The 26,330-nt window shown below is 70.0% G+C and carries 22 protein-coding genes and 1 tRNA gene; 7 read left to right on the top strand and 16 right to left on the bottom strand.

The window, feature by feature from the left end:
• The 3 genes from HRF36_RS11345 to HRF36_RS15885 are packed head-to-tail and all read right to left on the bottom strand — an operon-like array spanning window position 1 to window position 3,249.
• Window positions 1-261, bottom strand: coding sequence for a DUF3039 domain-containing protein (locus HRF36_RS11345; RefSeq protein WP_123519293.1), 261 nt, complete (start codon window positions 259-261; stop codon window positions 1-3).
• A 25-nt stretch (window positions 262-286) separates the two neighbouring features.
• Window positions 287-1,852 (bottom strand): ABC transporter permease, encoded by a 1,566-nt coding sequence (locus tag HRF36_RS11340; RefSeq protein ID WP_173209813.1) that lies wholly within the window; start codon window positions 1,850-1,852, stop codon window positions 287-289.
• Window positions 1,828-3,249, bottom strand: coding sequence for an ABC transporter ATP-binding protein (locus HRF36_RS15885; RefSeq protein WP_254281178.1), 1,422 nt, complete (start codon window positions 3,247-3,249; stop codon window positions 1,828-1,830). The genes HRF36_RS11340 and HRF36_RS15885 overlap by 25 nt, the downstream gene beginning before the upstream one ends.
• A 264-nt stretch (window positions 3,250-3,513) precedes the next feature.
• Here HRF36_RS15885 and HRF36_RS11330 point away from each other — a divergent pair, with 264 nt between their 5' ends.
• The 5 genes from HRF36_RS11330 (at window position 3,514) to HRF36_RS11310 (ending at window position 7,079) form a co-directional block, all read left to right on the top strand.
• Entirely contained in the window at window positions 3,514-4,227 is a 714-nt protein-coding gene (locus HRF36_RS11330; protein WP_173209811.1) for a phosphocholine cytidylyltransferase family protein, read from the top strand.
• 61 nt (window positions 4,228-4,288) lie between these two features.
• Complete coding sequence (locus HRF36_RS11325; protein WP_173209809.1) at window positions 4,289-5,086, top strand: ABC transporter permease; 798 nt, start codon at window positions 4,289-4,291, stop codon at window positions 5,084-5,086.
• Entirely contained in the window at window positions 5,086-5,847 is a 762-nt protein-coding gene (locus tag HRF36_RS11320) for an ABC transporter ATP-binding protein (RefSeq protein ID WP_173209807.1), read from the top strand. Before HRF36_RS11325 ends, HRF36_RS11320 begins: the two co-directional genes overlap by 1 nt.
• Before the next feature lie 9 nt (window positions 5,848-5,856).
• Window positions 5,857-6,660 (top strand): hypothetical protein, encoded by an 804-nt coding sequence (locus HRF36_RS11315; protein ID WP_371740124.1) that lies wholly within the window; start codon window positions 5,857-5,859, stop codon window positions 6,658-6,660.
• 137 nt (window positions 6,661-6,797) lie between these two features.
• Window positions 6,798-7,079 (top strand): hypothetical protein, encoded by a 282-nt coding sequence (locus HRF36_RS11310; RefSeq protein WP_173209806.1) that lies wholly within the window; start codon window positions 6,798-6,800, stop codon window positions 7,077-7,079.
• 38 nt (window positions 7,080-7,117) lie between these two features.
• Here the strand turns inward: HRF36_RS11310 and HRF36_RS11305 are convergent, their stop codons facing one another.
• From HRF36_RS11305 to HRF36_RS15535, 6 genes are all read right to left on the bottom strand, one after another.
• Window positions 7,118-7,423 carry a helix-turn-helix domain-containing protein gene (locus tag HRF36_RS11305; RefSeq protein ID WP_173209804.1) on the bottom strand — a complete coding sequence of 102 codons (306 nt, stop codon included), beginning with the start codon at window positions 7,421-7,423 and terminating at the stop codon, window positions 7,118-7,120.
• 97 nt (window positions 7,424-7,520) lie between these two features.
• Window positions 7,521-8,816: a CDP-glycerol glycerophosphotransferase family protein gene (locus HRF36_RS11300; protein WP_173209802.1), complete on the bottom strand. Its 1,296-nt coding sequence runs from the start codon at window positions 8,814-8,816 to the stop codon at window positions 7,521-7,523.
• 54 nt (window positions 8,817-8,870) lie between these two features.
• Window positions 8,871-9,746, bottom strand: coding sequence for a glycosyltransferase family 2 protein (locus HRF36_RS11295; protein WP_371740123.1), 876 nt, complete (start codon window positions 9,744-9,746; stop codon window positions 8,871-8,873).
• 8 nt (window positions 9,747-9,754) lie between these two features.
• On the bottom strand, window positions 9,755-10,561 hold the full coding sequence (locus tag HRF36_RS11290) for a CDP-alcohol phosphatidyltransferase family protein (protein WP_173209800.1): 807 nt from the start codon (window positions 10,559-10,561) through the stop codon (window positions 9,755-9,757).
• A gap of 6 nt (window positions 10,562-10,567) precedes the next feature.
• Window positions 10,568-11,611: a glycosyltransferase family 2 protein gene (locus HRF36_RS11285; protein WP_173209798.1), complete on the bottom strand. Its 1,044-nt coding sequence runs from the start codon at window positions 11,609-11,611 to the stop codon at window positions 10,568-10,570.
• A gap of 149 nt (window positions 11,612-11,760) precedes the next feature.
• Window positions 11,761-13,530, bottom strand: coding sequence for a S1C family serine protease (locus HRF36_RS15535; protein WP_217271119.1), 1,770 nt, complete (start codon window positions 13,528-13,530; stop codon window positions 11,761-11,763).
• A 144-nt stretch (window positions 13,531-13,674) separates the two neighbouring features.
• Here HRF36_RS15535 and HRF36_RS11275 point away from each other — a divergent pair, with 144 nt between their 5' ends.
• A complete protein-coding gene (locus HRF36_RS11275) occupies window positions 13,675-14,874 on the top strand; it encodes an aminotransferase class I/II-fold pyridoxal phosphate-dependent enzyme (RefSeq protein ID WP_173209796.1) in 1,200 nt (399 codons plus the stop codon).
• Here the strand turns inward: HRF36_RS11275 and HRF36_RS11270 are convergent.
• From HRF36_RS11270 to HRF36_RS11250, 5 genes are all read right to left on the bottom strand, one after another.
• A complete protein-coding gene (locus HRF36_RS11270; RefSeq protein ID WP_173209794.1) occupies window positions 14,860-15,726 on the bottom strand; it encodes a carbon-nitrogen hydrolase family protein in 867 nt (288 codons plus the stop codon). The genes HRF36_RS11275 and HRF36_RS11270 overlap by 15 nt on opposite strands.
• Entirely contained in the window at window positions 15,723-16,817 is a 1,095-nt protein-coding gene (locus HRF36_RS11265; protein ID WP_173209792.1) for a glycerate kinase, read from the bottom strand. The genes HRF36_RS11270 and HRF36_RS11265 overlap by 4 nt, the downstream gene beginning before the upstream one ends.
• 139 nt (window positions 16,818-16,956) lie before the next feature.
• Window positions 16,957-17,030, bottom strand: a tRNA-Met gene (locus HRF36_RS11260).
• 139 nt (window positions 17,031-17,169) lie between these two features.
• A complete protein-coding gene (locus tag HRF36_RS11255; RefSeq protein WP_173209790.1) occupies window positions 17,170-20,115 on the bottom strand; it encodes a UPF0182 family protein in 2,946 nt (981 codons plus the stop codon).
• 100 nt (window positions 20,116-20,215) lie between these two features.
• A complete protein-coding gene (locus HRF36_RS11250) occupies window positions 20,216-21,451 on the bottom strand; it encodes a PDZ domain-containing protein (protein WP_173209788.1) in 1,236 nt (411 codons plus the stop codon).
• On the opposite strand from HRF36_RS11250, the gene HRF36_RS11245 reads away from it, so the two are divergent.
• The gene (locus HRF36_RS11245; protein ID WP_173209786.1) at window positions 21,450-22,844 is read left to right on the top strand and encodes a zinc-dependent metalloprotease; all 1,395 of its coding nucleotides are present in this window, start codon (window positions 21,450-21,452) and stop codon (window positions 22,842-22,844) included. The genes HRF36_RS11250 and HRF36_RS11245 overlap by 2 nt on opposite strands.
• 815 nt (window positions 22,845-23,659) lie before the next feature.
• Here HRF36_RS11245 and HRF36_RS11240 read toward each other — a convergent pair.
• Window positions 23,660-25,372 carry an ATP-dependent helicase gene (locus HRF36_RS11240; protein ID WP_173209784.1) on the bottom strand — a complete coding sequence of 571 codons (1,713 nt, stop codon included), beginning with the start codon at window positions 25,370-25,372 and terminating at the stop codon, window positions 23,660-23,662.
• Entirely contained in the window at window positions 25,369-26,301 is a 933-nt protein-coding gene (gene nudC, locus HRF36_RS11235; protein WP_173209782.1) for an NAD(+) diphosphatase, read from the bottom strand. The genes HRF36_RS11240 and nudC overlap by 4 nt, the downstream gene beginning before the upstream one ends.
• Window positions 26,302-26,330 lie beyond the last annotated feature (29 nt).

The raw sequence follows: 26,330 nt of genomic DNA, 5'->3' as shown, positions 1-26,330 counted from the left end.
TCACTCGCGCGTCATCTTCTCGTAGATCTCTTTGCAGGTCGGGCACACCGGGAACTTCTCGGGGTCGCGACCAGGGGTCCATTTCTTGCCACAGAGCGCCTTGACGGGCTTGCCGCTCAGAGCGGACTCCATGATCTTGTCCTTCTTGACGTAGTGCGAGAAGCGTTCGTGGTCGCCCGGGTCGATCGCTTCGTCGTTCAGGAGCTTCTCGAGCTCGCGGTCCATGACGTCGAGGCCGCCGCCCGTCTGCGTGTCAGTCATGCAGACATCGTACGTCGACCCCGGCTCAGCTGCGGAGGGCGAAGGCCAGGAGCTCGGGGGCGCGTCGGGAGAAGACCCGGGCCCCGAGGACCACACCGGCGACCAGCACGACGAGGCCGACGCCGACGCCGAGGGCCAGCGCCCACGTGCCACCCGTCGGGTACCCCGTGATGAGCCCACGACCGGCGAACCACAGCGCGGGCGCGGTCGCCAGAACGGCACCACCGATCATGACGGTCTGCGCCCACGCGGCCGTGGCCCCGTTCGACTGCGGCTGCTGGAACGGGTCGTCGTGCGGACGGACCGTCGCGTAGGGCATGAGGACCGAGACCAGGCTCGAGAGGCCCAGGCCGCTGAGCAGGAAGCCGGCGCTCACCCCCAACTCGGACGGCAGAGCCTGCCAGTCGCCGAACAGCCAGGTCGCCACGACCGAGCCGAGGACCACGAGCGGGACACCGATCAGCAGAGGAGGCGCGAGTCGCCCCACACGGTCGGCCAGACCCCGCGTGTCGGACGCCACGTGCATCCAGAGCGCGGTGCTGTCGTAGGCCACGTCGTTGTGCGGCAGGAACCCGAGGATGAGGCACATGATCGGCACGGGAACGAGTGCCAGCCAGTTCCAGCTGACGCCGGCGATGCCGAGCGGCACGACGAGGAGGGGCAGGAAGGGGATGATGACGAGCGACATGCGGTAGCGGGCGTCGCGCATCCAGTAGGTGAGGCTGCGGCCCGCGACGGCACCCGTCGGCGAGGCGCGGACGTACTCGAACCAGCCGAGCCCGTCGCGGTCGCCGACCTCTTCGGGCTCGGGCCGGTCGACGAACGCGCGGGCGACCAGGGCCCGCCAGGCGAGCCAGAGCAGGGCGAGCGTGACCGCGGCGATGAGGACGTCGGCCACGACCCGCCCGGTCTGGCCGGCCGCGACGTGACCCGGCAGCGCGAGAGCCGCGCCGAATGGCGTCCAGGCGAGGGTGTCGGCGATGACCCCGGTGCCCGATCGGCCGGGCAACGAGAGGCGGACCAGGTCGACGATCACGGGAACGGCCAGCAGGACGACGAGCACGCCACCGACGAGTGCCAGCTCTCGCCCGCGCCGGGACGTCAGGACGACGCTGTTGAGCGTCGAGGCCACGAGGGCGAGCAACAGGGCGGTCGCCCCGGCGACGACGGCGGCCACGACGGCCACGGCCGCCACGCCCGTGCCCTCGCCCCACGCCCGGACGTAGCCGGTGGACAGAACGAGCAGCGCGAGGGTGGGCAGACCGATCACTGCTCCGAGTGCCAGGCCGACCGCCGCGCGCCCCTCGGGCACCCCGAGGACCGCCAGGCGGCGCGGGTCGCTCCAGGCGGGGCGGACGGTCGCGAAGGGGACGACGGCGAAGCCCACGAGCAGCAGGGCTCCCCCGCCGACCGCGAGGGCCCGGACGTCGTCGAGGGGCGCGTCGCGCAAGCCGCTGACGAGGCTCGCGACCGCGATCGTGACGATCAGGACGGCGAGCACGGAGGCCACGGCGACGGTCAGGCGACGGGGCCCGAAGCGGACGGTGTTGCCGATCGTCTGCAGTCTCAGTCGGAGAAGTTCTGCAACCATTCCATGCCCTCCGTGACCGCGCGCCCGCCGGCGAGCTCGACGAACCGCTGCTCGAGAGAGCGCCCGGCTCGGACCTCGTCGACCGTGCCGCTGGCGAGGACGTGACCGTCGACGATGACCGCGACGCTGTCGCAGATGCGCTCGACCAGGTCCATGCTGTGGCTCGAGAGCAGAACCGTTCCACCCCCGGCCACGTAGCGCTGGAGGACGTCGGTCACCGTCGCGGCAGACACGGGGTCGACCGACTCGAACGGCTCGTCCAGCACCAGGACGCGCGGGGAATGGATGATCGCGGCGGCCAGGGCGATCTTCTTCGTCATGCCCACGGAGTAGTCACTGACGAGACGGCCGAGCGCGTCCTGCAAGCCGAAGGCCGTGGCGAGGTCCGAGGATCGCTTCCGGGCCGTGACCCCGTCGAGCCCGCGCAGGGTCGCCGAGTAATACAGGAGCTGCGCACCGGTCAGCCGGTCGAAGAGACGCAAACGGTCGGGGAGGACGCCCAGCGACCGTTTCGCCGCGGCCGGGTCGCGCCAGACGTCGGCGCCGAGGACGGTCACCGTCCCCGCGTCGGGCCGCAGCAGACCGGTCACGATCGACAGCGTGGTCGTCTTGCCGGCACCGTTCGGACCGACGATGCCGTAGAACGACCCGGCCCGGACCTCGAGGTCGACGTTCTCGACGGCCACCGTGCCGCCGTAGCGTTTCATGAGTCCCGAGATCGCGAGCACCACAGGGGCCTCGGTGTCGATCTCACGGCCAGGACGCGCCTCGCCCGGGTCGACGGCCTCGTCGGACGCCGAGGCTTCGACGGGCGTCTCGTCGACGACCGCGCTGACCTGCTCGCCCGGAGGGGTCACCGGCGCGTCGCCGGCCAGGGCCTCGTCGAGGGCCGCCGCCGACTCGTCCTCGGCGGCCAGGGCGTCGCCGAAGTAATCGTCAGCAGAGACGGGTACGACCACGGTGCCGTCGGTCGTGACTCCGGCATCGGCCAGCTCGACGACGAGTTCTTCTTCTGCGGCCTTCGCCGCGGCCTCGGCCCGGGCGCGTGCGTTGGCCGCACGCGTCGCCGCCGCCTTCTTGGCGGCTGCCGACCGATCGGCCGCCGTCCGCTGCGAGGGCTTGCGGGGCGACGCGGGCTTCCGAGGCGTCGCAGGCTTGCGGGCCGCTGCGGGACCGCGGCTCGTCGACGGCGCGCCACCCGATGCCCCTGCCGCAGCCGTCCGAGGCTCGTCGGCCGTCGTCGCGGTCGCGTCGTCGACCACGTCCCCCGTGGTCGTCGCGTCGTCGTCCACTGCGTTCTCCCCCTGGTCGGATGCGCCCACCGCTCCGACCGTGTCGTCACCCGGCGTCGAGTCGGGGGCGATGTCACCCTCTTCGTCCTCGCGCCGTCCAGCCATCGCCCCACCGTACCAAGGCCGCGACACCCACCGGACGGCCGGAGGCGCATATCACGAAACGGATACGCTTCCGGCATCGTCCCTGGTCGCCCCGGGCCGCATCGGGTAGTCTGCAACCACACGACGACGTGTCCAGATCGATGCTCCGCGGTGAACGCCGCAAGAACACCAGGCGAATCGCACCCAGAGACGGGTCCGGTCCGCACCGCCGGGGCCACCGCAGAGCCCGTCCCGCACGGGCTCGCCCCTTGTGAGGAGACCAGCGTGAGCAAGAGCGACACGAACCACCGTCAGCAGGTCGTCATCCTGGCCGCCGGGCTCGGCAGCCGACTCGGCCGTTCGCTGCCCAAGGCACTGACCGAGCTCAACGACGGCCGCACCATCATGCAGCAGCAGTTCGACAACATCCGTGACGCCTTCGGCCCCGAGGCCCGGGTGACCGTCGTCGTCGGCTACAAGTTCGAGCACATCGTCGAGGCGTTCCCGTCGGCCTCGTTCGTCTACAACGAGATGTACGACCAGACCAACACCTCGAAGAGCCTGCTCCGTGCCCTCCGGGCCAGCTCCTCCGGTGGTGTCCTGTGGATGAACGGCGACGTCGTCTTCGACCCCACTGCCCTCACGCGTGCGGCTCGGCTCGTCCGGGACGACCAGTCGTTCGTTACCGTCAACACCTCGAAGGTGTCCGACGAAGAGGTCAAGTACACGACCGACGCCGAGGGCTACATCGCCGAGCTGAGCAAGCAGGTCAAGGGCGGTCTCGGCGAGGCCGTGGGCATCAACTTCGTCTCGAAGGCAGACAAGGCCACGCTGATGCACCAGCTGTCGAAGGTCGACAACCAGGACTACTTCGAGCGAGGCATCGAACTGGCCATCGGCCAGGACGGGCTACGCTTTGAGCCCGTGGACATCTCCGACCTCTACGCCGTCGAGGTCGACTTCGCCGAAGACCTCGAGCGCGCGAACCTGTTCGTCTGAACCCGGCCGTCTCCCAACGGACGCGCACCTGTGGTCGATGTCCTGAGCGAGAAGGACATCCGTGAGCACTGACCTGGCCGACCGGCCCCGTCGCAGCGGCTTCGCGCAATACCGCCAGACCCTGTGGCTGTTGACCAGTCGAGACCTCAAGGTGCGGTATTCGACGTCGAAACTCGGCTACGTCTGGTCGATCCTCGACCCGCTCGTCATGTCGGGCATCTACTTCTTCGTCTTCTCGGTCGTGTTCAAGCGCTCGGTCGGCGACGAACCGTACATCGTCTTCCTCCTCTCGGGGCTCCTGCCGTGGATGTGGTTCAACGGCGCGGTCTCCGACAGCACCCGAGCCTTCATCCGCGAAGCGAAGCTCGTTCGATCGACCAAGATCCCCCGCACCATCTGGGTGTTCCGGCTGGTGGGCTCGAAGGGGATCGAATTCGCCCTCAGCCTGCCCGTCCTGGCGCTGTTCGCCATCGTGGGCGGTGCCCACCTCCATTGGCAGGTCGTGTTCTTCCCCCTGGCGATGGTCCTGCAGACGGTCCTCGTCGCCGGGGTGGGGCTGATCGTCGCTCCACTCGTCGTGTTCTTCCGTGACCTCGAACGCGCCACGAAGCTCGCCCTGCGTTTCACCTTCTACGCCTCGCCCATCATCTACGGCACCCACGACCTTCCCGAGAGCCTTCACCTGCTGGCCGCGTTCAACCCGCTCAGCGGCATCTTCGGCCTGTACCGCTCGGCGTTCTTCCCCGAGCAGTTCGACCTGACCGAAGTGCTCGTCGGCGGGGCCGTGTCCCTCGTCGTGCTGGCGGTCGGGCTGCTCGTCTTCCGGGCCAGCGAGCGTGCCGTCCTGAAGGAGATCTGATGTCCCCCACCGGTCAGGGCCCCGTGATCCGTGTCGAGGGTGTCGGCATCCGCTTCCGTCGCAACCGTCGCGGGCGCCGGTCCTTCAAAGACCTCTTCGCCGACAGCAGCCGGCGGTCACGACCCGGCGAGTTCTGGGCTCTCCGCGACGTCAGCTTCGACGTTCAGGCGGGCGAGGCCATCGGCGTCGTGGGACGCAACGGCCAGGGCAAGTCGACGTTGCTGAAGCTGGTGGCCGGGGTGATCCTGCCCGACACGGGCAGCGTCGACGTGGCGGGCGGCGTCGCTCCCCTCATCGAGATCACCGGTGGATTCGTGCCCGACCTCACCGTGCGCGAGAACGTCTACCTGACCGCGGGTCTGCACGGCATGCGCCGCACCGAGATCGACGAACGCTTCGACGAGATCATCGACTTCGCCGAGATCGGTGACTTCGTCGACACCCCCTACAAGCACCTCTCGAGCGGCATGAAGGTCCGCATCGCCTTCGCCGTGATCTCGCGGCTCGAGGAGCCCGTCGTGCTCGTCGACGAGGTGCTCGCGGTGGGAGACAAGGCCTTCCGTGAGAAGTGCTACGCCCGGATCGGCGAGATGCTGGCCGACGGCCGCACGCTCTTTTTGGTCTCGCACAACGAACGCGACCTCAAGCGGTTCTGCCGCCGGGGCCTCTATCTCGACAAGGGGGCCCTGGTCTTCGACGGGCCGCTCGACGACGCCCTGGCGCGCTACGCCTCCGATCATCCTCCCCGCCCCTCGGCGTAGTGTCGAGAAGTGCCCGAACGCAGTCAGCCCCACAACCCAGACCCCGACGCCTCGACGACCGACGGGCACATGGTCGCCCGTGACGCGACGGGCTCAGCCGAATACCACTACGAGACGTCGTCGCCCGAACGGTCCGACGATGCCGCCTGGGTACGACGGCTCGACAAGCTGCTGGCCGTCCAGCGTCCGGTCGTGGTCAAGCACGTCGCCTCGTTGCGCCGCCGTCACAAGAAGGCGACTCCGCAGAAACTGATCGCCATCCTCGAGCGCGAGTACCTCGCCGCCGTCACGACCGGCGGCGCGGCCGTGGGGGCCAGTGCCGTGATTCCCGGCGTCGGCTGGGGGGTGTCGTTGGCCCTCTCGGGCGTCGAGACCGCCGGCTTCCTCGAGGCGAGTGCTCTCTTCGCGCAATCCGTGACCGAGGTCCACGGAATCGCCGTCTCGGACCCCGACCGTGCCCGGGCTCTGGTCATGGCGATGCTGCTCGGGGGTCCTGGCGCGAGCCTCGTCCGCCAGTTCGCCGGCGAGGCGATGGGTACGGCTCCGGCCCGCACCGCGTTCTGGGGCGAGCTCGTCACCTCGAAGTTGCCGAAGGCGGCGATGAGCGGTTTGACCGACACGATCCGGAAGCAGTTCATCCGACGTTTCGCTGCCTCGCAGGGTGCCACCATCCTCGGCCGGGCCATCCCGTTCGGGGTCGGTGCGGTCGTCGGCGGAACGGGCAATCACCTGCTCGGACGCAAGGTCGTCACGACCGCCCGCACGGCGTTCGGCGCGGCCCCTGCGCAGTTCCCCGCCGACCTGACCCTCTAGGCCCCCGCCGTCGCGACCGACGGCGCTCGGTGGCCCCGGGGCCCCGGGGCCCCGTGGCCCCGACGGTTCCTCCCCAGCATCACCTCGTCCACAGGGGCGCCCGACGACCCACGGCGGTCGACCCTAGGGTTCACGACATGACGTCGACGACCCTTGCCTACACCGTCCCCTTCACCCTCGATCGATCCCGCGCGCCCCGCGTGTACCGGCTCGTCAACGACTCCCCCGAGGTCGTGACCGGTGTCCGTGTGACCCTCGTGGGGTCGGGGTTGCTCGTTCCCGTCGCGACGACCCGGCTCGACCCGGGTGGCTCCGTCGACCTCTGCGTGCTGGGTGTCGAGTTGACCCGCAGCGGGATCGCCGTCGTGCGCTGGTTCCGGCCGGGCGGCGACGAGTACCTCTGGCGTTTCAGCTTCTGACCGCTCGACGTCGTCGGCCCCCACGGTGGCCGAGGACGTCAGCTGCTGAGGCGGGCGCGTCTCTCGGCGACGTAATCCGCGGCCGTGAAGGCCTCGAGGACGGGCGGCAGGTGGTCTGCCCCGAGTCCTGTGACCAGGACGGCCGGGTCGACCCCCAGCACCACGGCGAGGCGGACGATCGTGTGCAGGACGGGATTGCCGATGCCGCGCTCGATCTTGCCGTAGTTCGACACGTTCATGCCCGCGAGGTGCGCGACCTCGTCCTGGCTCAGTCCGAGCCGCAGCCGCTCGTCCCGGATGCGTTCTCCGAAGAGGTGGGCGGCGGCGGACGTCGGATCAGGCATGCCTCATGGATACGCGACTCGGCGACCAAGATCCAGAGTTCTCAGCGCTGAGACATTCGTGCCTCGATACCTGATGCCTTCCTGTGGGTGACGGGGGTCAGAGGTCTGCCTCGGCGTCCTCGTTGTCGGCGTCACCGGTCACACCCGCGGAGCGCGGTTCGTCGAGGGCAGGACGGCGTGCGGCGTAGTCGTCGCGCAGTCGGACGAGATCCGCCACCGCGGTCTCGAACCGACGCGTGGCAGCACCGGGCGACGTGTCACCGAAGTATCGACGGACCCAGTGCTCGAGACGGCTCTGCGCCTCCGGGTCGTCGACGACACGCTCGACCAGGGCGACGATGTCGTCCGACCTTTCGGCGGTCAACCATTCGGCGTCGCCGAGGTACCCCGACTCGTCGACGTCCGCCTCGGCGGCCACCGGGCGTGTCACGATGATCGGCCGCCCGGTCGCGAGTCGGTCGTAGACCATCGCCGAGATGTCGGTCACGGCGACGTCCGCCGACGACAGCTGCCAGCCCAGCTCGGGCCCCTGGTCGTGGACATGGTGCGCGGCAGGGTCACGCGTGTTGGCGTCGGCGAGGGTCCGGATGATCGACTCGTGGGCTCGCCGGTACTCGGGGTCGAGCACCCCGCTGCGGGGGTGGGCCCGATAGACGACCCGATGTCGCCCCGACGCCACCAAGGCCTTGACCAGGGCGAGGCCGTGCGTCGCGATCGACCCGTAAGCGGCCGCGGGACGGTCGCCCTCCCAGGTGGGGGCGTACAGCACCACCAGTCGATCGTCGACGGGGTAGGGCACGTCGCCCGAGAAGTGGTCGGCCTGTGGCCGCCCGATGGGCACGGCTCGCTTGTCGAGGTCGTAGTCCCAGAGCTTGGCGGCGAGTCGGTCGCGCGCGGCGTCGCCCGCGACGAAGGCGTAGTCGTAGGCCTTGAACTGGTTCGTGGTCATGTACATCTTGTCGCTCTCGCCGTGGTTGACGAAGACGTGCCACATGCGTCCGTAACGCATCATCTGGAAGTTCTTGGCGTTCTGGTTGACGTACAACGTCAGAGCGAGGGGCTGGGCGGCGACGAAATCCTCGAGATCGGCGACCTTGCGGGCATAGACGAGAGGGACGGGGCACTCGTCGAGCATGGTGACCATCGTGCCCGGCGACCGGACGACGACGGCGACCGGGAAGGTCTCGGCCAGGCGGGCGAGGGGGGCGTACCACTGACGGATCTGGTACATGTTCACGGTCGTGTCGGCGAAGTAGACGGCGACACGCACCGTACCCGGGGCGGGCGTCGCCGTGGCCCGCGGGTCTCGCTCGAGCCGACGTCGGCTGCTGCGCGAACGGATGGCCCGGCGGGCGAGGCTCCAGGCGAGCCCCAGGTCTCGGGTCAGCGGCACATGCCCTCCTCGGATGGAGTCCGTCGCCCCGATCGACGCCGGACCCCCGAAAGCCTAGAGGACCGGAGGACGGCCCGCCCTGGACATCCGCAGGACCGTTACCCAACCGATGGACCGACGACCGCCCGGCGCCTCGCGCCAGCCCTCGACCCAGCCCGCGAACCACGGCCGCAGCCGCTGCGGGGTGCGAGCCCAGCGCAGCAGTTGCACCGCCGTCCAGGACGCGACGTAGACGGGGACGAGCGGCCAGGGCAGGTTGCGCTTGGCCAACCAGACCCGATTGCGGGCGTTGAGGCGGTAGTACTCGGCATGCCGAGCGGGATCGATCGCCGGGTGGTTCGCCACGAGCGAGCCCTCGTACCACGTCCGTCTGCCCTGGGCCCAGACACGCCAGGCCAGCTCGATGCCCTCGTGCGCATAGAAGTACGGTTCACCCCAGCCGGCGCAGCCGTCGAAGACGTCGCGGGGCAGCAAGGTCGCGCCCTCCCAGACGGAGAAGACGTCGCTCGACCGACGGGGGTCGCCCTTGCGAAGGCGCGGCGTCCACCGACGTGGGTTGACGGCGCCGTCCGGGTCCACCACGCGCGGCTGGAGGAGTCCGATCTCGGGATCGGCGCGCATCACGGCGACGGCGTCGGCGAGGAATCGCTCGGAGGGCAGGCTGGCGTCGTCGTCGAGGAAGAAGATCCACTCGCCCGAGACCGTCTCGGCCCCCCGGTTGCGGCCGGCGGGGATGCCCACGTTCTCGGGGAGTTCGAGAATCCGGACCGCGGTCGGCACCTCGACGGCCGCGGCCTCCGCGTCGCGACCGTTGACGACGCACACGACGTCCAGTTCGACGTCGCGCTGGGCCAGCAGCGAGTCCAACCCTCGACGCAGGTCGGCGGGACGCCGCCCCTGGGTCAGGCTGACGACTCCGATCCGGGGCACGGCCTCGTTCAGGAGCGCACCCGCTTCGAGGCCATGATCGCCACGAAGTGGCCCACCAACGCCAGCACCGAGAGAGGCAGCAGGGCGACGAGCAGGACCCGGTCGGCGGTGACCCCGCCGACGACGAGACCCACGATCGCGGCGGCGAAGACGAGCATGGTCAACTCGACCGAGTGGTAGAGCCGATGGAACGGCACGAACCGCGCGGCGCTGCGGAGTCGCGACAGAAGACGCCCGCTCGGCTGCGTGGCGCCTCCTCGTTTGTCTTCGAGTCGGTCGAGGCCCGCGTTCGCGCGGGCCACGTGGACCATGTCGTTGAGGGCCTTGTTCAGGACGATCACGAGGGCCAGGGCGAAGCCCGCGGTCGTCCACGCGAAGTCGGCCGGAGTCTCGAAAGGGAAGCCCGCCGCGCGGATGCCGAGCACGATCGGGATGAGGGCCTCGGTCGAGTAGTGGCCGACCTTGTCGAGGAAGACCCCGGCCGGTGAACTCGTGCCGCGCCAGCGGGCGACCTCGCCGTCGCAGCAGTCGACGAGCATCTGCAGCTGACCGAGCACCAGGGCCAACAGAGCCCCGGTGATGCCCGGCACGAGCAACGACAGGGCCGTGCACCAGCCGACGAGGATCATCAGGCCCGTCACGCCGTTCGCCGAGACGCTCGTCTTGAGCAGCCACCAGGTCAGGTAGGGCGAGACGTCGCGCAGGTACAGCGACGCCGTCCAATGCTCGGCGTTCGCCCGGCTGCGCACCTCGGGCGGCTGGGCGACACGTCGCAACTCGGCGATCGAGCTCGGTCTGGTGGGCAGCGCGGTCATCGGCGGCTACCTTCCGGTCTGGGCGGTGATGTTCTTCGTGAGGTCGAGGAAGCCGAGCACGAAGCCGACGCCCCACCCGAAGTGGATGGAAGGCAAGACTACGAGAAACCAGAGGCGGGTGGGGAGGTCGTCACCCCGGGCGGCGAGCAGTGCGGCCGCGAGGACGAACGCGACGTACACGCCGGGCACGACGAGGGCCCACGTCGCCCACCCGAGCGGGCTGCCGAGCACGAGTCCGACGACGCCGACCAGGCCGACCACCAGGCCGAGGGCCACGCCGAGCACCATGGCCGGTGGCACCAGGTACCTCAGCGTGTTCGCCTTGGGGAACCGCCGGGCCAACTCTCCGCGCCACAACCCGGTGGCCACGAACTGACGCGCCAGCTTGGGCAGGCTCGGGCGGGGCCGGTAGGTGACCACGAGCCGCGGAGTGAACCAGACCGTCCCGCCCGTGGCCCGGAGCCGACGGTTCAGCTCCCAGTCCTGGCCACGCTTGACGTCCTCGTCGAAGAGCCCGACCTCGACCAGTCGGTGCCGAAGGAACACACCCAGGTAGGCCGTGTCGGTCGGCCCCTCGGCGCCGCCGACGTGATGGGGGGTACCGCCGAGGCCCACCCGGCTGCCGTAGGCCCGCGCCACGGCCTTCTCGAACGGGGTGCGACCCACGGCCGCCATGATGCCGCCCACGTTGTCGGCCCCGCTGCGCTCGAGCGTCTCGACGGCGATGCGCGTGTAGTCGCTCGGGAGCACCGAATGGGCGTCGACACGCACCGTGATCGGGTGGATCGAGGCCCGGATGGCCACGTTGAGCCCGGCGGGGGTCGAACCCACCGGGTTGGGGATGCTGCGGACCCGGGGATCGACGGCCGACATCTCGGCGACGACCTCGTTCGTGCGGTCGACGCTCGGCCCGAGGGCCAGGATCACCTCGAACGGGCCTTCGTAGTCCTGGGCGAGCAGACTCTCGACCGCCGCCCGGATCTCACGCTCTTCATTGAGGACGGGCATGACGTACGAGACCCCGGGCCGGGTGGCGTCGCCTGCTTGCATGGATCGCGTTCCTCGGGCTCGTGAGCGCCGGGGAGGCGCGGGTCGGGACTGCGGACGTCCGCAGGGATCGTGGCGAGCTTAGCAACACGCGAACGGGGGCCGGGACGCCTTCGCGACCCGACCCCCGCCGCACCGGCCGAGGTCGGCCCTCAGCTGGTCAGGGTGTCGAGGGTGACGTTCGCCTTGTCGGTCTTCCCGTCGCGGACGTAGGTCAGCTCGGCCGTCGCCCCTCCGGCGAGGAATCTGACCTGAGCGGTGAGGTCCGTCCGGTCGCTGATCGGCACGCCGTTGAACTCGGTCACGACGTCGCCTTGACGCAGGCCGGCGTTCTGGGCCGCACCACCGGGGCTGAGCTGCACGATGAGGGCACCGACGCGGGTGGCGGACGCATCGCTCGTCGCATCGTTGACGCTGGCCCCGAGCAGGCCGTGACTGGCCTTGCCGTTCGCCATGATCTCTTTCGCGACCCGCTGCACCAGGTTGGACGGCACCGAGAACCCGACACCGATGCTGCCGGAGGACTCACCCGAGCTCGCGATCGCGACGTTGAGGCCGATCAGCTCGCCCTGCGAGTTGAGCAGCGCCCCACCGGAGTTTCCCGGGTTGATCGACGCGTCGGTCTGGATGACCGGCAGCGAGATGACCGAACTGGCCTGGTTCTGCGTGCTGCCGTCACCGTTGTTGAACGAGAAAGGGCCCTGGCCGTTGTTGTCGTTCTGCTGCCCCTGGTCACTGCCGTCGCTCGGCGCCGCCGAGGACTGCACCGTGATGCTGCGGTTCAGGGTCGAGACGATTCCGTCGGTCACCGTGTTCGAGAGCCCGAGCGGCGCCCCGATCGCGACGGCCGTGTCGCCGACGTTCAACGCCGACGAGTCGGCGAACTCGATGGGGGTGAGCCCGGTCGCGTCGACCTTCAGAACGGCGAGGTCGACGGTCGGGTCGAGGCCCACGACCTCGGCGGGCAGGATGCTGCCGTCGCTGAGGGTGACCGTGATGGTGCCCGACGCGCTCGCGCCGTCCAGCGTGACCACGTGTGTGTTCGTCACGATGAAGCCGTCGTCGCTGAGGATGACTCCCGAACCGGTTCCGCCGGACTCGCCCGCCGTCACGTTGATCGTGACGACCGACTTCGTCGCCTTCGCCGCCACCGCGGTGACGACCGTCGCGTCGTCGTAGTCGTTCACCGTGAGGTCGCGGGACTGCCCCGTCGCCGAGACCCCTGACCCGGAATCGCGCGAGAGCACGGCGGCCACACCACCGCCCGCCGCACCGCCCACGAGCACCCCCACCAGGAGGGCCGCGGCGACCGAACCGACACCCCGGCGATTCTTCTTGGGCTTCTGCGGCGGCGCCTGCCATCCGGCTGCCCCGTACGAGGCCGTGGTGTCGTACGCGAACGCCGACGGGTCGGAGGTCGACTGACGGTAGGGATCGGTGCCTGCGTGGTCGTACGAACCGGGCTGCTGGTAGGCGGGCGGCTGCTGGTACGAGCCGGGCTGCTGGTACGAGCCGGGCTGTTGGTACGAAGCGGGGTTCTGGTACGAGCCGGTCTGTGGGTACGAGCCGGCATCGTGGTGGGACGACGGCTGCTGGTACGACCCGGGCTGCGGATGGACACCTGGCTGCTGGTACGTCGAGGGCTGCTGGTACGAGCCGGGGTACGGCTGCGTCTGGTCGGGACCCTGGTGCTCGGAGCCCGCCCCGAACGCCCCGGCCTGCGGGGTGCTGCCGGGCAGTGGCGGTGCACCGTAGGTGACGCCCTGATCGGCCGGGTACGGCGTCGTGGGCGAGACGCCGGGGTGTGCGCCCCGGTCGTCGCCCGTGGCGCCCTGGGAACCGTCGGCCGTGCCGTCGGGCGTGCGCTGCGCGCCCTCGTCGGTGCCGTCGTCGGTGCCGTCGTGGCGGGGGGTGTCGGTCATGGTGCTCCTTCCAAGCCCTGACAGCCTGGTCGCCCAAGCTGGGCGGAACATACGGCGAGCCTGTGAGCGGACTGCACTCACCTTATGCGCCGCCTGGACACGCGCACCCCGGCCCCGGTGCGGCGGCGATACGGTGTCGGGACCATGACTCCTCCAGCACCCTGGCAGCGCGCGGCGAGCGGCGCCATGCTCCTCGACGCCGAGGGCCGACTCGCCCCGACGATCTTCGCCGAGATGTCGGCACTCGCCACGGCGACCGACAGCATCAACCTCGGTCAGGGCTTCCCTGACGAGGACGGCCCGGCCGAGGTCCTGGACGCCGCGCACGAGGCGATGCGCTCCGGCCTGAACCAGTACCCGCCGGGTCGCGGCATGCCCGTCCTGCTCGAGGCCGTCGCCGCGCACCAACGGCGGTTCTACGGCATCGACCTCGACCCACGACGCGAGGTGCTGGTGACCGCGGGCGCGACCGAGGCACTCGCGGCGACCATCCTGGCCTTCGTCGACCGGGGCGACGAGGTCGTCACCCTCGAACCGTTCTACGACGCCTACGGTGCCGTGATCGGCCTCGCGGGCGGCGTCCACGTCACCGTCCCGCTGCGGGGTCCCGATGCGACGGTCGACCCGGACGAGCTGCGCCGCGCTTTCGGACCCCGCACCCGCCTCGTCGTGCTCAACGACCCGCACAATCCGACGGGAAGCATCCTCGACGACGCCACCAAGCGCCTCCTGCTCGAACTCGCCGTCGAGCACGATGCGCTCGTCGTCACCGACGAGGTCTACGAGCACCTGCTCTTCGACGGTGCGAGCCACGTGCCGTTCGCGACCCTGCCGGGTGCGGCCGGTCGCACGATCAGCATCTCGTCCGGCGGCAAGACCTTCAACACGACGGGGTGGAAGATCGGCTGGTTGAGCGGTCCGGCGGATCTCGTCGACCGCATCGTCGCCGTGAAGCAGTACCTGACGTTCGTGAACGGCTCGGTCTTCCAGCCTGCGATGGCCGTCGGCCTGGGGTTGCCCGACTCGTACTTCGACGGCTTGGCCCGTTCGCTCGCCCACAAGCGTGACGTGCTGTCCGAGGGGCTTCGTCGCGCCGGGTTCGCGGTGCGCCCGAGCCACGGCTCGTACTTCGTGGTCGCCGACGCCGCCCCCCTGGGCTTCGACGACGCTGCTGACCTGTGCCGACGCCTCCCGGAGCTCGCCGGTGTCGTCGGGGTGCCGATCAGTGCCTTCTGCCACCCCGGGTTCGCCGCCGAGCAGTCGTCGCTCGTCCGCTTCGCCTTCTGCAAGCGCATCGAGGTGCTCGAACGCGCCTCGGCGCAGCTCGCGTCACTCTCGGTCTGAGCCCGCCACCTCGGACGGACCACGTCGAGGGCGGCGCGGGACCACGTCGTACCGGCGGAGGGCCAGTGACGGATTCGTACGACGGACGGCCTCGATCCGGGCGGAGGAGACCCTGGCCAGCGCCATCACGTCGACCTCGTCGCCGACCGAGGCGAGAGCCACACCCGTCGGGTCGATGATGGTGCTGCAGCCGACTCCCACGGGGGGTGCGTGGTCCGCCGCCGCGACGTACACGGTGTTCTCGAGGGCGCGGGCAGTCAGCAAGGTGGTCCAGTGGTGCTGCTTGAGCGGACCCCGCACCCACTCGGCCGGCATGAGGACCACGTCGGTGCCGGCGTCGACGAGAGTCCGTGTGACCTCGGGGAACCTCAGATCGTAACAGGTCTGCAGGCCGAAGACGAGCCCGTCGAGCTCGAAGGTCGCGGCGACGGCCACCGGGCCCGGCACGATCCACCGCGACTCTTGCCCGCCGAACGCGTCGTAGAGGTGCTGCTTCGAGTAGGTGGCGACGACGCCACGACCGGGTGCCACGGCCACGAGCAGGTTCTCGAACCGTGCCGGATCGGGCGAGACGGCGACCAGGCCCGCGACGATCACGAGATCGAGACGATCGGCCAGTGCTCCGAGGTGCCGCACGAAGGGACCGTCCGTCGATTCTGCGGCGTCGAGGTACGCGGGCCCCAGCTCAGCCGCGAAGAACGACGAGTACTCGGGGAAGACGGCCACCCGCGCGCCTCGGCGCGCGGCCTCCTCGGCGAGCTCCGTGATCGTCAGCCGGTTGCGGGCCGGGTCGCCACCGGGGGCGGTCTGGACGACCGCCACGACGACGTCGGTGGCCGTGCCGCCGCTCATCGCGCCCACCGCCCGGCCACCAGCGCGGCAGCCTCTTCCAGCCAGAAGGAGGCGCGGGTCGTCGATTCGAGGACGTCCCCCGCCAGCTGCGTCGTCGACACGACGTCGGCGAAGCCGTCCGTGGGCGCCTCGACGACACCGGCGACGAGGACGACCGGGACTCCCTGCCCGTCGGCCCAGCGGCGCACGACCGACACGGTCTTGCCCGCCGCGGTCTGACCGTCGAAACGCCCCTCCCCGGTGACGACGACGTCGGCACCCGTCAGGGCGTCCGACAGACGGACGGCGTCCGCGACGGCGACGGCCCCGGGCTCGAGACGGGCACCCCAGGCGAGCAGGCCGAACCCCGCCCCACCCGCGGCCCCCGCCCCCGGCGTCGCGGGATCGACGTCCAGGAGGCTCGCGAAGCGCTCGAGACCTCGTTCCAGCGCGAGGACGTCGTCGGCCGATGCGCCCTTCTGCGGCCCGAAGACGACAGCGGCCCCCGTGTATCCGAGCAGCGGACTGTCCACGTCGACCAACAGGGTCACCCCATCGGCCGGCAGGGCCATCAGGCCCGAGAGATCGACCCGGGCAGCCGTGCTGAGCCCGCGATTGCCGGGGACCACGGGCTCGCCGAGCGAGTCGACGACACGAGCTCCGAGGGCCGCCAGGGCACCCGCTCCCCCGTCCGTCGATGCGCTGCCACCGAGGCCGACGAGCAGCCGTTCGGCACCTGCGTCGACTGCCGCACGGATGACCCCGCCCAGGCCCCGGGTGTTCGCGTCGTGCGGCGCGGGCGCGCCCATGAGGCCGAGGCCGCAGGACGAGGCCAGTTCGACCACGGCCGTGCCGTCGGGCAGCTCGAGCCACGGAGCCGTGACCGGTCGCCCGTCGGGGCCCTCCACGACGACCTCGTGGCGCATGCTGCCGGGAACGACCCGCTCGAACGCGTCGAGGGTGCCCTCTCCGCCGTCGGCGAGCGGCAGCGCGACGATCTGGTCGTCGGGCCGCGACCGCGACCACCCCGCGGCGAGGGCGGCCGTCACGTGTGATGCGCCGAGGCTTCCCTTGAACGAATCGGGCGCGAGGACCACCCGGAGTCTCGACATGTCTCAACCTTGGCATGCCCGGGAGGTGAGGGCACGGGCCCGTCTGCGAAGAGACACCGACGGATCGAGTCGGTCGGGTCGCCCGCACCGTGACAAGACGAAAGCCCCGGTCTCTCGACCGGGGCTTTCGTCTTTCTTGTTGCGGGGGCAGGATTTGAACCTACGACCTCTGGGTTATGAGCCCAGCGAGCTACCGAACTGCTCCACCCCGCGGCACAAGAAGTAAATCTAGCACGCCATTCGGTCGCCGTCCAATCGAGCCCGCAGACGCTGCCGCCGATCCATCGGTCGGACGACGAACCCCCCTCTCGACCGATCGAGAGGGGGGTTCGTCGTGCTCGTGGCAGACCGGCTACTGGCCGCTGGCCGCGACCGCGTCCTCGAGGGCGGTCTGCAGGCGTGCATCGGCCTCGGCCGCCTGCACCAGGTCGTTCTCGGCGTAGGCCGCAGCTCGATCATTCAAAGCTTGCTGAGCATCGGCGAGAGCCTGGTCGAGAGCAGCGTTGTCGGTGCCCGTGCCCGTGCCGGCGTCAGGGGCCGTCGTGCCCCCGTCGGTCGCCTCGTCACCGGTGTCGGTGCCGTCGCCCGTGTCGGTGCCGTCGCCGGTCGTCGGCACCCCGTTGTCACCGGCGGTCGCTCCCGAGTTCCCGTCGAACAGCGAGTTGAGCGCGCCGTCGAGGGTGTCCTCGAAAGCGATCTTGTCACCGAACGACACGAGGATTCGCTGCAGCACCGGGTACGAGGTCTCGGAGGTCGACTTGACGTAGATCGGCTGGACGTAGAGCAGACCACCACCGACCGGCAAGGTCAGAAGGTTGCCGCGCACGACACTCGTGTCACCGCGCGTGAGCAGGGCGAGCTGGTTCGCCACCGCGGTGTCGGTGTTGAAGTTGTTCTGCACCTGCCCGGGGCCGGGCAACGTCTCGGTGCGAGGTAGGGCCAGCAGGGTGAGCTTGCCGTAGTCCGACGAGATCTCACCGGGCGTCGACCCGGCATCGGCGTTGGCGGCCAGATACCCCGTGAGGACGTTCCGCGCGTTCTCACCCGACTGCTGCGGAATGTACGTCGAATAGATCGAGAACGCCGGGTCTTGATCGGGCAGCTGCAGAGTCAAGTAGTACGGCGGCTGAAGCGGGGGGTTCTGGGCGTTGCTCGTCGGCTCGTTAGGGGTGACCCACGCGTCGTCGCTCGAGTAGAACGAGTCGGAGTCGGTCACGTGATAGGTGCCGAGGATGGCTCGCTGCACCTTGAACATGTCTTGTGGGTAACGCACGTGCTGGAGGAGCTCGGCGGACATGTCACTGAGCGGCGACAGGGTGGACGGGAAGATCTTGTCGTAGGTCTGCAGGATCGGGTCGCTGGTGTCCCACGCGTAGAGCTTGACCGAACCGTCGTAGGCGTCGACCGTGGCCTTGACCGAGTTGCGGATGTAGTTGATGTTGTTCGACGAGTACACCGGGCGGTCGTTGTAGGTGTCGGCGATCGCGTCCGACAGGGCCTGCGGCTTGGCGTACGGGTACTCGTTCGTCGTGGTGTAGCCGTCGACGATCCAGACGACCTTGCCATCGACCACCGACGGGTAGGGCGCGCTGTCGATGGTGAGGTAGGGGGCCACCTTCTGGACGCGCTCGGTCGGGTCGCGGTCGTAGAGGATCTGCGACCGGTCGTTCACCGCATCGGACAAGAAGATCTGCTCGGACTGGAACTTGATGGCGTAGATGAGCTTCTTGAAGACGTTGTCGAGCTTGGGCCCGCCGTTGCCCTCGAAGGTGGTCGTCTCGTTGGTGCCGTTGTCGTTGCTGCCCGACGGGTAGTCGAGCTCGATGTTGTTCTGACCGTCGCCACCGACGATGGAGTAGGTCGGCGACTCCTGGCCGAAGTAGATCCGCGGCTCGTAGTCCCCGGCGTCGCCGAGGGCGCCCGTCACCGGGATGCCGGACTCGAGGAAGACGGGCTGACCGTCGGCCGAGCGCTGGTTGCCGTAGGCCGCGACCACGCCGTAACCGTGCGTGTAGACGAACGTCGTGTTGTAGGGGGTTGCCGAGTTGCCGAGCTGGGAGGTGTTCAGCTCGCGCACGGCGATGACGGTGTCCTGGACGTTGCCGTCGATCGTGTACCGGTCGACCGCGAGCTGTTCGGGGAAGCTGTAGTACTGGCGGTACTGCTGCAGCTGAGCGAAGGCATCGGTCACGAGCGCGGGGTCGATGATGCGGATGTTCGCCGTGGTGACGGCGTCTCCGGCCAGGGCACCCGCCTGGGTGTTGGACTGGGCGTCGTAGGTCTGCTCTTCGACGTCGGCCACGCCGTACGCATCGCGGGTCGCCTGGATGTTGCGCTCGATGTAGGTCGATTCGACCGTCCGCTCGCTGGGCTCGACCGTGAAGCGCTGGACGATCCAGGGGTAGATGCCGCCCACGATGATGCTGATGATGATGAGTGCGGCCGTACCGATGACCGGGAGGCGCCAGCGGCCCACGATCGCGGTCACGATGAAGAGGACGGCCACGACGACGGCGATGCCCGCGAGGATCTGCTTGCCGGGGATGCCGGCGTTGACGTCGGTGTACGTGGCACCCGTGAGGAGCTTGTTGGTGCCGTCGGACAGGGTCGCGTACTGGTCGAGCCAGAGGCTGACGCCCTGGAGGAGCAGGTAGATCGCAGCGGTGATCGCGAGCTGGATGCGGGCGACCTTCGAGATGCGGACCTCACGACCCGTGAAGCGCAGGGCCCCGTAGAGATAGCTCGTGGCGACGGCGGCGATGCCGGCGATGAGCACGACGGCCGACGCGAAGCCGACCGCGGCCTGGTACAGGGGCAGTTCGAAGACGTAGAAACCGATGTCGAGCCCGAACTGCGCGTCGGTCTGACCGAAGGGGGTCCGGTTGAACCACTCGAGGACGGTCTGCCACTGGGTCGACGTGGCGATGCCGGCGAAGAGACCGAGCACGGCAGGGACGCCGATCACGACGGCACGACGCAGCGGCTCGATGACCTGCTGATAGCGATCGAGCTGCGAGTTGAGCTTCGCGTAGACCGGGCGGAACCGGAAGGCCACCTCGATGCTGACGTAGACGGGCACGGCCATGGCGACGAACCCGACGGCGAACATCACGAGGCGCGAGATCCACTGCGTCGTCAAGACACCCGTGAACCCGAGCTGCTCGTACCAGAGGTAGTCCGTGAGCAGCGACGAGAAGATGAAGAAGGCGATGACCAGGGCGGCGAGGACGGCCACCGTGACCAGGACGGGCAATCGGGGCGAGCGTCGTGCGGTTCGCGACGATGCGGGTGACGTCAAGGGTGTGCTCCTGGCTGACGGGGACGTGGACGGCCATCCTACGTGTCGAGCCTGGTCGTCCGAGCGTCCCCTTCTCAGCTTTGCGCGAGCTGCACGAACCCTATCGACCGGCCGTGCAGGTGGGCAGGGACGACGTGTCGCCGTCGTCCGCGACGGTCTCGAGAGCCGTGACCGCGTCGTCCAGCGTGGCGACGGAATAGACGTCCAGGCCCGACGGGACGTTCCCGACGACGTCCGAGCAATTGGACGCCGGCGCCAGGAAGACGGTCGCCCCGGCGTCGCGAGCGCCGTAGAGCTTCTGGCGGATGCCTCCGATGGCGCCGACCTCACCCGAGGCCGTGATGGTCCCCGTGCCGGCGACCTTCTCTCCGCCGTTGAGCTCGCCCGGCGTCGTCTTGTCGATGATCCCGAGCGCGAACATCATGCCCGCGCTCGGCCCTCCGACCTGGTCGAGCTTGAGCGTGACGTCGAAGGGGTAGGTGTAGTCCACGCTGACCCCGACCCCGAGAAGCGGCGTTCCGCCGACCTCCTGCGGGGTGACCTGCTCGGTCGTTGTCGTGCCCGCGCGGTCCACGACGACCTCGGCCGGCGTGGAGGCTCCGTTCGCCGCGACGAGGGCGCGGAGGACGTCCACGTCGGCGTCCGTGGCGAGGCTCGTGCCGTTGACGCTGACCAGGACGTCGCCTTCGCGCAGGACACCCTCGGCAGGGCTGCCCTCGGACACCTGGCTGACGGTGACGGCACTCGGGATGGCGTAGCCCTCGTGGATGAGTGCCGCCGCGATCGCCGACTTCTGCGAGTTCTGCATGTCGACGGCGTTCTGCTCGTCGACCTGGTCGTTCGACACCCCCGACGGGTACACGGCCTCGACCGGTATCACCGAACGACTGCGATCCGCCCAGGCTCGGACGACGTCGACCCACCCCGGGCGGACGTCCTGGTTGCCCTGCACGCTGACCGTCAGAAGGTCGAGCGAGCCGGCGGTGGGGTAGGTCTCGTGACCGGACACCGTGATGAGTGGCTGAGACGACCCCTCGTAATCGGCACTCCCGAGGGTGTCGAAGACGGGGCCGGGCTGTTCGATCAGGTAGGGCCCCGGCAACAGGCTCAGGGCGACGGCCGACACGACGGCCACGCCCAGCAGGGGCCAGCCGACCCGACTCGCACGACGGGCGGAGGACGGTGCGGTGCGCGGGGGCGTGAAGAAGGCCACGGGGGTCCTTTCGGGATCGGCCGGGGAGGCGCGGGTGGCGTTCGCCACGAGCGGAGCGGAGGCCCCTGAGCGGTGGCCGAATCCCAGGATCTTCGTGCGGCCAGCAGCTAGCGTAGTCAGCATGACCGATGATTCGCCGCGCGGGCCTGAGGACGAGTTCCGTGACATGCTGCGGCAGTTCCTGTCCGGCGGTTCCGAGATCGATCCGTCCCAGTTGGCCGGGGCCGCAGGGTTGCCGAACGATCCCGCCTTCGTGGCACGTCTCATGAGCCAGTTGCAGAACGCCGTCAACAGCAGCGGCGACGGGATCGACTGGTCGATCGCGACCGAGCAGGCCTCGGCCGTCGGGGCACAGACGGCCGTGGCCCCGTCGGCGACCGAGACCGCAGCCCTCGAACAGGCCTTCCACGTCGCTGCGCTGTGGCTCGACGACGTCACGTTCGTCGCCGAACTCACCGCCACCCCCCGCCTGGTGACACGGGCCGAGTGGGCCCGCCTCACGATGCCCGTGTGGAGCCAGCTCGCCGAGCCGGTGGCCACCTCGATCGCCGACTCCCTCACCGGGGTGCTCAGCGACCAAGCCCCCGAAGAGATGCGCTCGATGCTCGCGGGGGCCAGCCAGGTCATGCGGAGCGTCGGCGGCACCTTGTTCGCCATGCAGCTCGGCCAGGTGGTCGGTCAGCTCTCGACCGAGGTGGTGTCCGGCGGAGACGTCGGCATCCCGTTGCTCGACGAGCAACAGGCCGCCCTGCTCCCCCAGAACGTCGCCGCCTTCGGCGAGGGTCTCGACATCGAGATCGACCAGGTGCAGATCTATCTGGCGGTGCGAGAACTCGCGCATGCCCGCCTGTTCCGCCACGCCCGCTGGCTGCGCCTGCACCTGATCTCGTCCATCCGCGAGTTCGCCCAAGGAATCCGCATCGACACGTCCCGACTCGAAGAGCTCGCTGTGGACTTCGATCCCTCGAACCCGGGCGAGCTGCAAGAAGCGATGAAGAGCGGCGCGCTCATTCCTCCGAAGACCGACGAGCAGCTCGCCGCGCTCGCCCGGCTCGAGACGACCCTGGCGCTGATCGAGGGCTGGGTCGACGTCGTGACCGCCCAGGCCACGGCGCGCCTCCCGAAGTCCGCGGCGATCGCCGAGACGGTGCGTCGTCGCCGAGCTGCCGGTGGGCCCGCCGAGTCGGCCTTCTCGACACTGGTCGGCCTCGAACTCCGCCCGCGTCGCCTTCGCGAGGCGGCCGCCCTCTGGCAGACCGTGTCCGACGCCGTCGGGGCCGAACGTCGAGACGACCTCTGGTCGCACCCGGACATCGTGCCGACCAGCGCAGACATCGACGCCCCCGAGGCCTTGGTGGCTCGACTGACGTCCGACGAGCCCGCGTTCGACGACGTCGACCAGGCGATCCGAGACCTGCTGGACGACACGACCGACGACCGCCCGCGCGAGGGCGAGGACGGTTCGGCCACCGAGCCCGGCGAGTCGGGGCCCGACTCGGACGCACCCCGGGCCTGACCGATCGCGTCTCGTCCGCGGGCGGTCGCCTGTGGACAACCTCCGATCCCGCCGGACCCCCCGACATGATCGGACGATGCACCTCGTCCTCGATCCCCGCGCACCCGTCGTCTGGCGTGATCCGGCGACCCTCCAGGTCGGCGTCGACCGTCCGGCCCTCGTCCTGAGTCCGGTCAGCAGGCTCGACGAACGGGTGGTCGCCGCCGTCGCCGCCGGGCACGGCGCCGGTGGGCTACCCACGCTGGTCGCCCATCTCGGAGTCGATCACACGGCGGTCGAGACCTGCGTGGAACGCTTGCGGCCGGCCCTGGTCCGTGAGCACCCCGAGAGTGGACCGCCACCCGTCGTCGTCGTCGCCGGGCCGGGCCCCGTGACCGATGCCGTCGCGCGCCTCCTGAGCTCCTGCGGTGCCGACGTCCGCCGGGCCAGCCGCGACCTGCCCCCACCGAGGCACGCCACGGGTGTCCTCGTGGGCGGGCACGTCCTCGATCCCACGGTGGTGCGCGAGTGGGTGCGATCCGACCTCACACACCTCGTGGTGCGCGTGGGCGATCGTCAGGCGCGGATCGGTCCCGTGACGGTGCCCGGGACGACGGCCTGTGCCCGCTGCCTCGACCTCCACGCCGGCGAGGCCGACGCGGCCTGGCCCGCGATCGCCGGTCAGCTGAGCACTCGGCCCCTCAGCGCGCCTCCTCTGCTGTCGATCCACGAGATCGCCACGAGAGCCGCCCGTCGCGTGTGGTCACGCTTGGTCGATGCGGCCGCGACGCCCGAGGACGCCGAGGTCGAGTCGGTCTCGATCGGCGACGGCCTCGTCACTCGCGCGAGCGTGACGCCCCACCCGGAGTGCGGGTGCGCAGCTCTTCCACGAAGCGACTCACCCGTCGTTCGCCGCCGCGGCCCTGCCCCGACCGGCTCCACGACAGACGGAGCCGCTCACGCGCCCTGGTGACGCCGACGTAGAGGAGGCGGCGTTCTTCGTCGATCGCCGCATCGTCCTTGGCGTAGCTGATCGGGACGAGCCCCTCGCTGAGGCCGATCAGGTAGACACTGCGCCACTCGAGACCCTTGGCGGAGTGGAGGGTCGCCAGGGTGACCGCCGCCATGGTCGGCTCGTGCTGCCCGGCCTGCCGCGCGAAGAGTTCGTCGACGAACTGACGCAGGGTCGTCTCGGGGGCCGACGCCTCGGCCAGGCCCATGATCGTGTTCAAGGACTCCCAGCGGTCGCGGATCGCGCCTCTCTGGTCAGGAGCGTCCTGCGTCCAGCCGAGCGATCGCAGCACGTCGCTGACGGTCTTGAAGAGCGGCTCGCCCACGATGCTGACCGCGGCTCCCTTCATCATCATCAGGGCCTCCTTCACCTCGCGCAGTTCGAAGAACCGTGTCGCGCCGTGGATGCGGGTCGACACGCCGACGTCGGCGAGCGCACGCTCGATGGCGGCGGCCTGCACGTTGACCCGGTAGAGGACCGCGATCTCCTCGGGGGCCACGCCCGACCGGATCTCGTCGGCGATCGTCTCGGCGATGCCCCTGGCCTCGGCCGAGTCGCTGACGTACTCGGTCACCGGCGGCACGGGGCCCGTCGTCTCGACGGCCGGGTGGAGGTGCAACGCACCCGGCCGACCACGCATGAGCTGGTTCGCGGTGTCGACGATCTGCCGCGACGAGCGGTAGTTCTGCTCGAGACGGACGACCGTGGCGTCGTCGTACCGAGCGCCGAACCCGAGCAGGTAGTCCGACGACGCACCTGCGAACGAGTAGATGGTCTGGCTGGCGTCACCGACGACGCAGAGGTCGTTCCGGCCGCCCAGCCACAGGTCGAGCAGATCCTGTTGGAGAGGCGAGACGTCCTGGTACTCGTCCACGACGAAGAAGCGGTACTGCTCGTGCACCTGCTGAGCCACCCGCGGCTCGAGTTCGAGCATGCCGACCGTGGCCAGCAACACGTCCTCGAAGTCGAGTTGACGTCGTTCGTCCTTCACGGCCTCGTAGGCACGATGCAGGTCGACGGCCTTCTCGACGCTGATCGAGGGCGGCAGCGATCTGCCCGGCAAGGCCTTCGCGTACTCCTCGAGCGTCAGGCGGGAGACCTTGCGCCACTCGATCTCGCCCGCCAGGTCTCTGAGGGCCGCCGTGTCGATCTTGAGCCTCAACGATTCGGCCGCGTGGGCGAGCGCCTTGGCCTTGCTGTCGAGGAGGCGGGGCATCTGACCGCCCATCGTCTGCGGCCAGAAGTACGACAGCTGGGACAGCGCCGAGGCGTGAAAAGTGCGCGCCGAGACTCCCCCGGCGCCCAGGTGGCGCAGCCGGCCCCGCAGTTCGGCGGCCGCTCGCGAGGTGAAGGTGAGCGCCATGACGCGGTTCGGGGCGTAGACGCCCGTGGCCACCCCGTACGCGATCCGATGGGTGATGGCACGGGTCTTGCCCGTACCGGCCCCGGCGAGCAAGCACACGGGGCCGAGCAGCTTCGACGCCGCCCGGCGCTGCTGCTCGTCGAGCCCCGCGATCAGGTCGGCGGCCTCGGTCACTGGTCGATCTCGCCGCCGAACCAGTCCTCGATGATCGCGCGGGCGATCGACGTCCGACCGGGCAGGACGATCTCGCCCAGGCCGGCGACGAGGTCGTCACGGCTGAACCAGCGCAGGTCGAGGATCTCGGCCCCGTCGGGGGTGAGCGTGCCGGGATCGTCGGCGTCGACCTCGGCCCGGAAGCCGACCATCAGGCTCGCCGGGAACGGCCACGGCTGCGAGCCCAGGTAGCGAGGCGACACGACGTTGATGCCGGACTCCTCGAAGATCTCGCGCTGGACGGCGTGCTCGAGGGACTCGCCGGGTTCGACGAAACCGGCGAGCAACGAGTAGCGGTTCTGCTCCCACAGAGCGTTCGAGCCGAGAAGGAGGCGGTCGTCGGCATCCGTCACGCCGACGATGATCGCGGGGTCGGTCCGCGGGAAGATCTCGTGGCCGTCGTCCGGGTCGCGACGGACCCAGCCCGCCTTCTCGGTCACCAGGCGGCGCCCGGTGCGGGGCGAGAACCGGTGCGAGTCGTGCCAGTTCGCCACGGCCACGGCCTCGACGGCCAGGCCCACGTCGCGAGCGCTCAGTGCCGGGCCCGACACCCGCGGGCTGCCCCAGGCCGAGTCGTCGGCGGCCAGCGAACGGGCGCGCTCGTCGTCGAGCAGCGCCGCGAGGACGGGGGTGCCCACCGGCTCGGCAGCCGAGGGGTCCTTCGAGACGCCGAGGTAGACGTATTCGTCGGCGGTCGGAACCGAGGCAGCGGGCAAGAGGGCCAGGGAACCGGCCGACGCCATGAGCGTGCGTCCCCGCCACACCGGCAGCACGCGGGTCGCGGCCGACGCGAGGAGCTCGCCGACGACTCCGTCACGCTCACGGGTGAGGTAGTCCCGGTCGACCTGGTGGCGCGACAGCGGGAGGCGGGACGTGAGAGGCGTGGACATCGGACGACCATTCATCGCGAGTTGACAGC

The organism is Frigoribacterium sp. VKM Ac-2836 (genome assembly GCF_013248995.1).
GTDB lineage: Bacteria > Actinomycetota > Actinomycetes > Actinomycetales > Microbacteriaceae > Frigoribacterium.
This window is presented reverse-complemented; position numbering and strand designations above follow the sequence as displayed.

What these genes read in the sequence shown, in the direction of transcription:
- HRF36_RS11345 (WP_123519293.1), bottom strand. Translation starts at nt 261, where the DNA reads ATGACTGACACGCAGACGGGCGGCGGCCTCGACGTCATGGACCGCGAG.
- HRF36_RS11340 (WP_173209813.1), bottom strand. Translation starts at nt 1,852, where the DNA reads ATGGTTGCAGAACTTCTCCGACTGAGACTGCAGACGATCGGCAACACC.
- HRF36_RS15885 (WP_254281178.1), bottom strand. Translation starts at nt 3,249, where the DNA reads ATGGCTGGACGGCGCGAGGACGAAGAGGGTGACATCGCCCCCGACTCG.
- HRF36_RS11320 (WP_173209807.1), top strand. Translation starts at nt 5,086, where the DNA reads ATGTCCCCCACCGGTCAGGGCCCCGTGATCCGTGTCGAGGGTGTCGGC.
- HRF36_RS11310 (WP_173209806.1), top strand. Translation starts at nt 6,798, where the DNA reads ATGACGTCGACGACCCTTGCCTACACCGTCCCCTTCACCCTCGATCGA.
- HRF36_RS11305 (WP_173209804.1), bottom strand. Translation starts at nt 7,423, where the DNA reads ATGCCTGATCCGACGTCCGCCGCCGCCCACCTCTTCGGAGAACGCATC.
- HRF36_RS11290 (WP_173209800.1), bottom strand. Translation starts at nt 10,561, where the DNA reads ATGACCGCGCTGCCCACCAGACCGAGCTCGATCGCCGAGTTGCGACGT.
- HRF36_RS11285 (WP_173209798.1), bottom strand. Translation starts at nt 11,611, where the DNA reads ATGCAAGCAGGCGACGCCACCCGGCCCGGGGTCTCGTACGTCATGCCC.
- HRF36_RS15535 (WP_217271119.1), bottom strand. Translation starts at nt 13,530, where the DNA reads ATGACCGACACCCCCCGCCACGACGGCACCGACGACGGCACCGACGAG.
- HRF36_RS11275 (WP_173209796.1), top strand. Translation starts at nt 13,675, where the DNA reads ATGACTCCTCCAGCACCCTGGCAGCGCGCGGCGAGCGGCGCCATGCTC.
- HRF36_RS11270 (WP_173209794.1), bottom strand. Translation starts at nt 15,726, where the DNA reads ATGAGCGGCGGCACGGCCACCGACGTCGTCGTGGCGGTCGTCCAGACC.
- HRF36_RS11265 (WP_173209792.1), bottom strand. Translation starts at nt 16,817, where the DNA reads ATGTCGAGACTCCGGGTGGTCCTCGCGCCCGATTCGTTCAAGGGAAGC.
- HRF36_RS11245 (WP_173209786.1), top strand. Translation starts at nt 21,450, where the DNA reads ATGACCGATGATTCGCCGCGCGGGCCTGAGGACGAGTTCCGTGACATG.
- HRF36_RS11250 (WP_173209788.1), bottom strand. Translation starts at nt 21,451, where the DNA reads ATGCTGACTACGCTAGCTGCTGGCCGCACGAAGATCCTGGGATTCGGC.
- nudC (WP_173209782.1), bottom strand. Translation starts at nt 26,301, where the DNA reads ATGTCCACGCCTCTCACGTCCCGCCTCCCGCTGTCGCGCCACCAGGTC.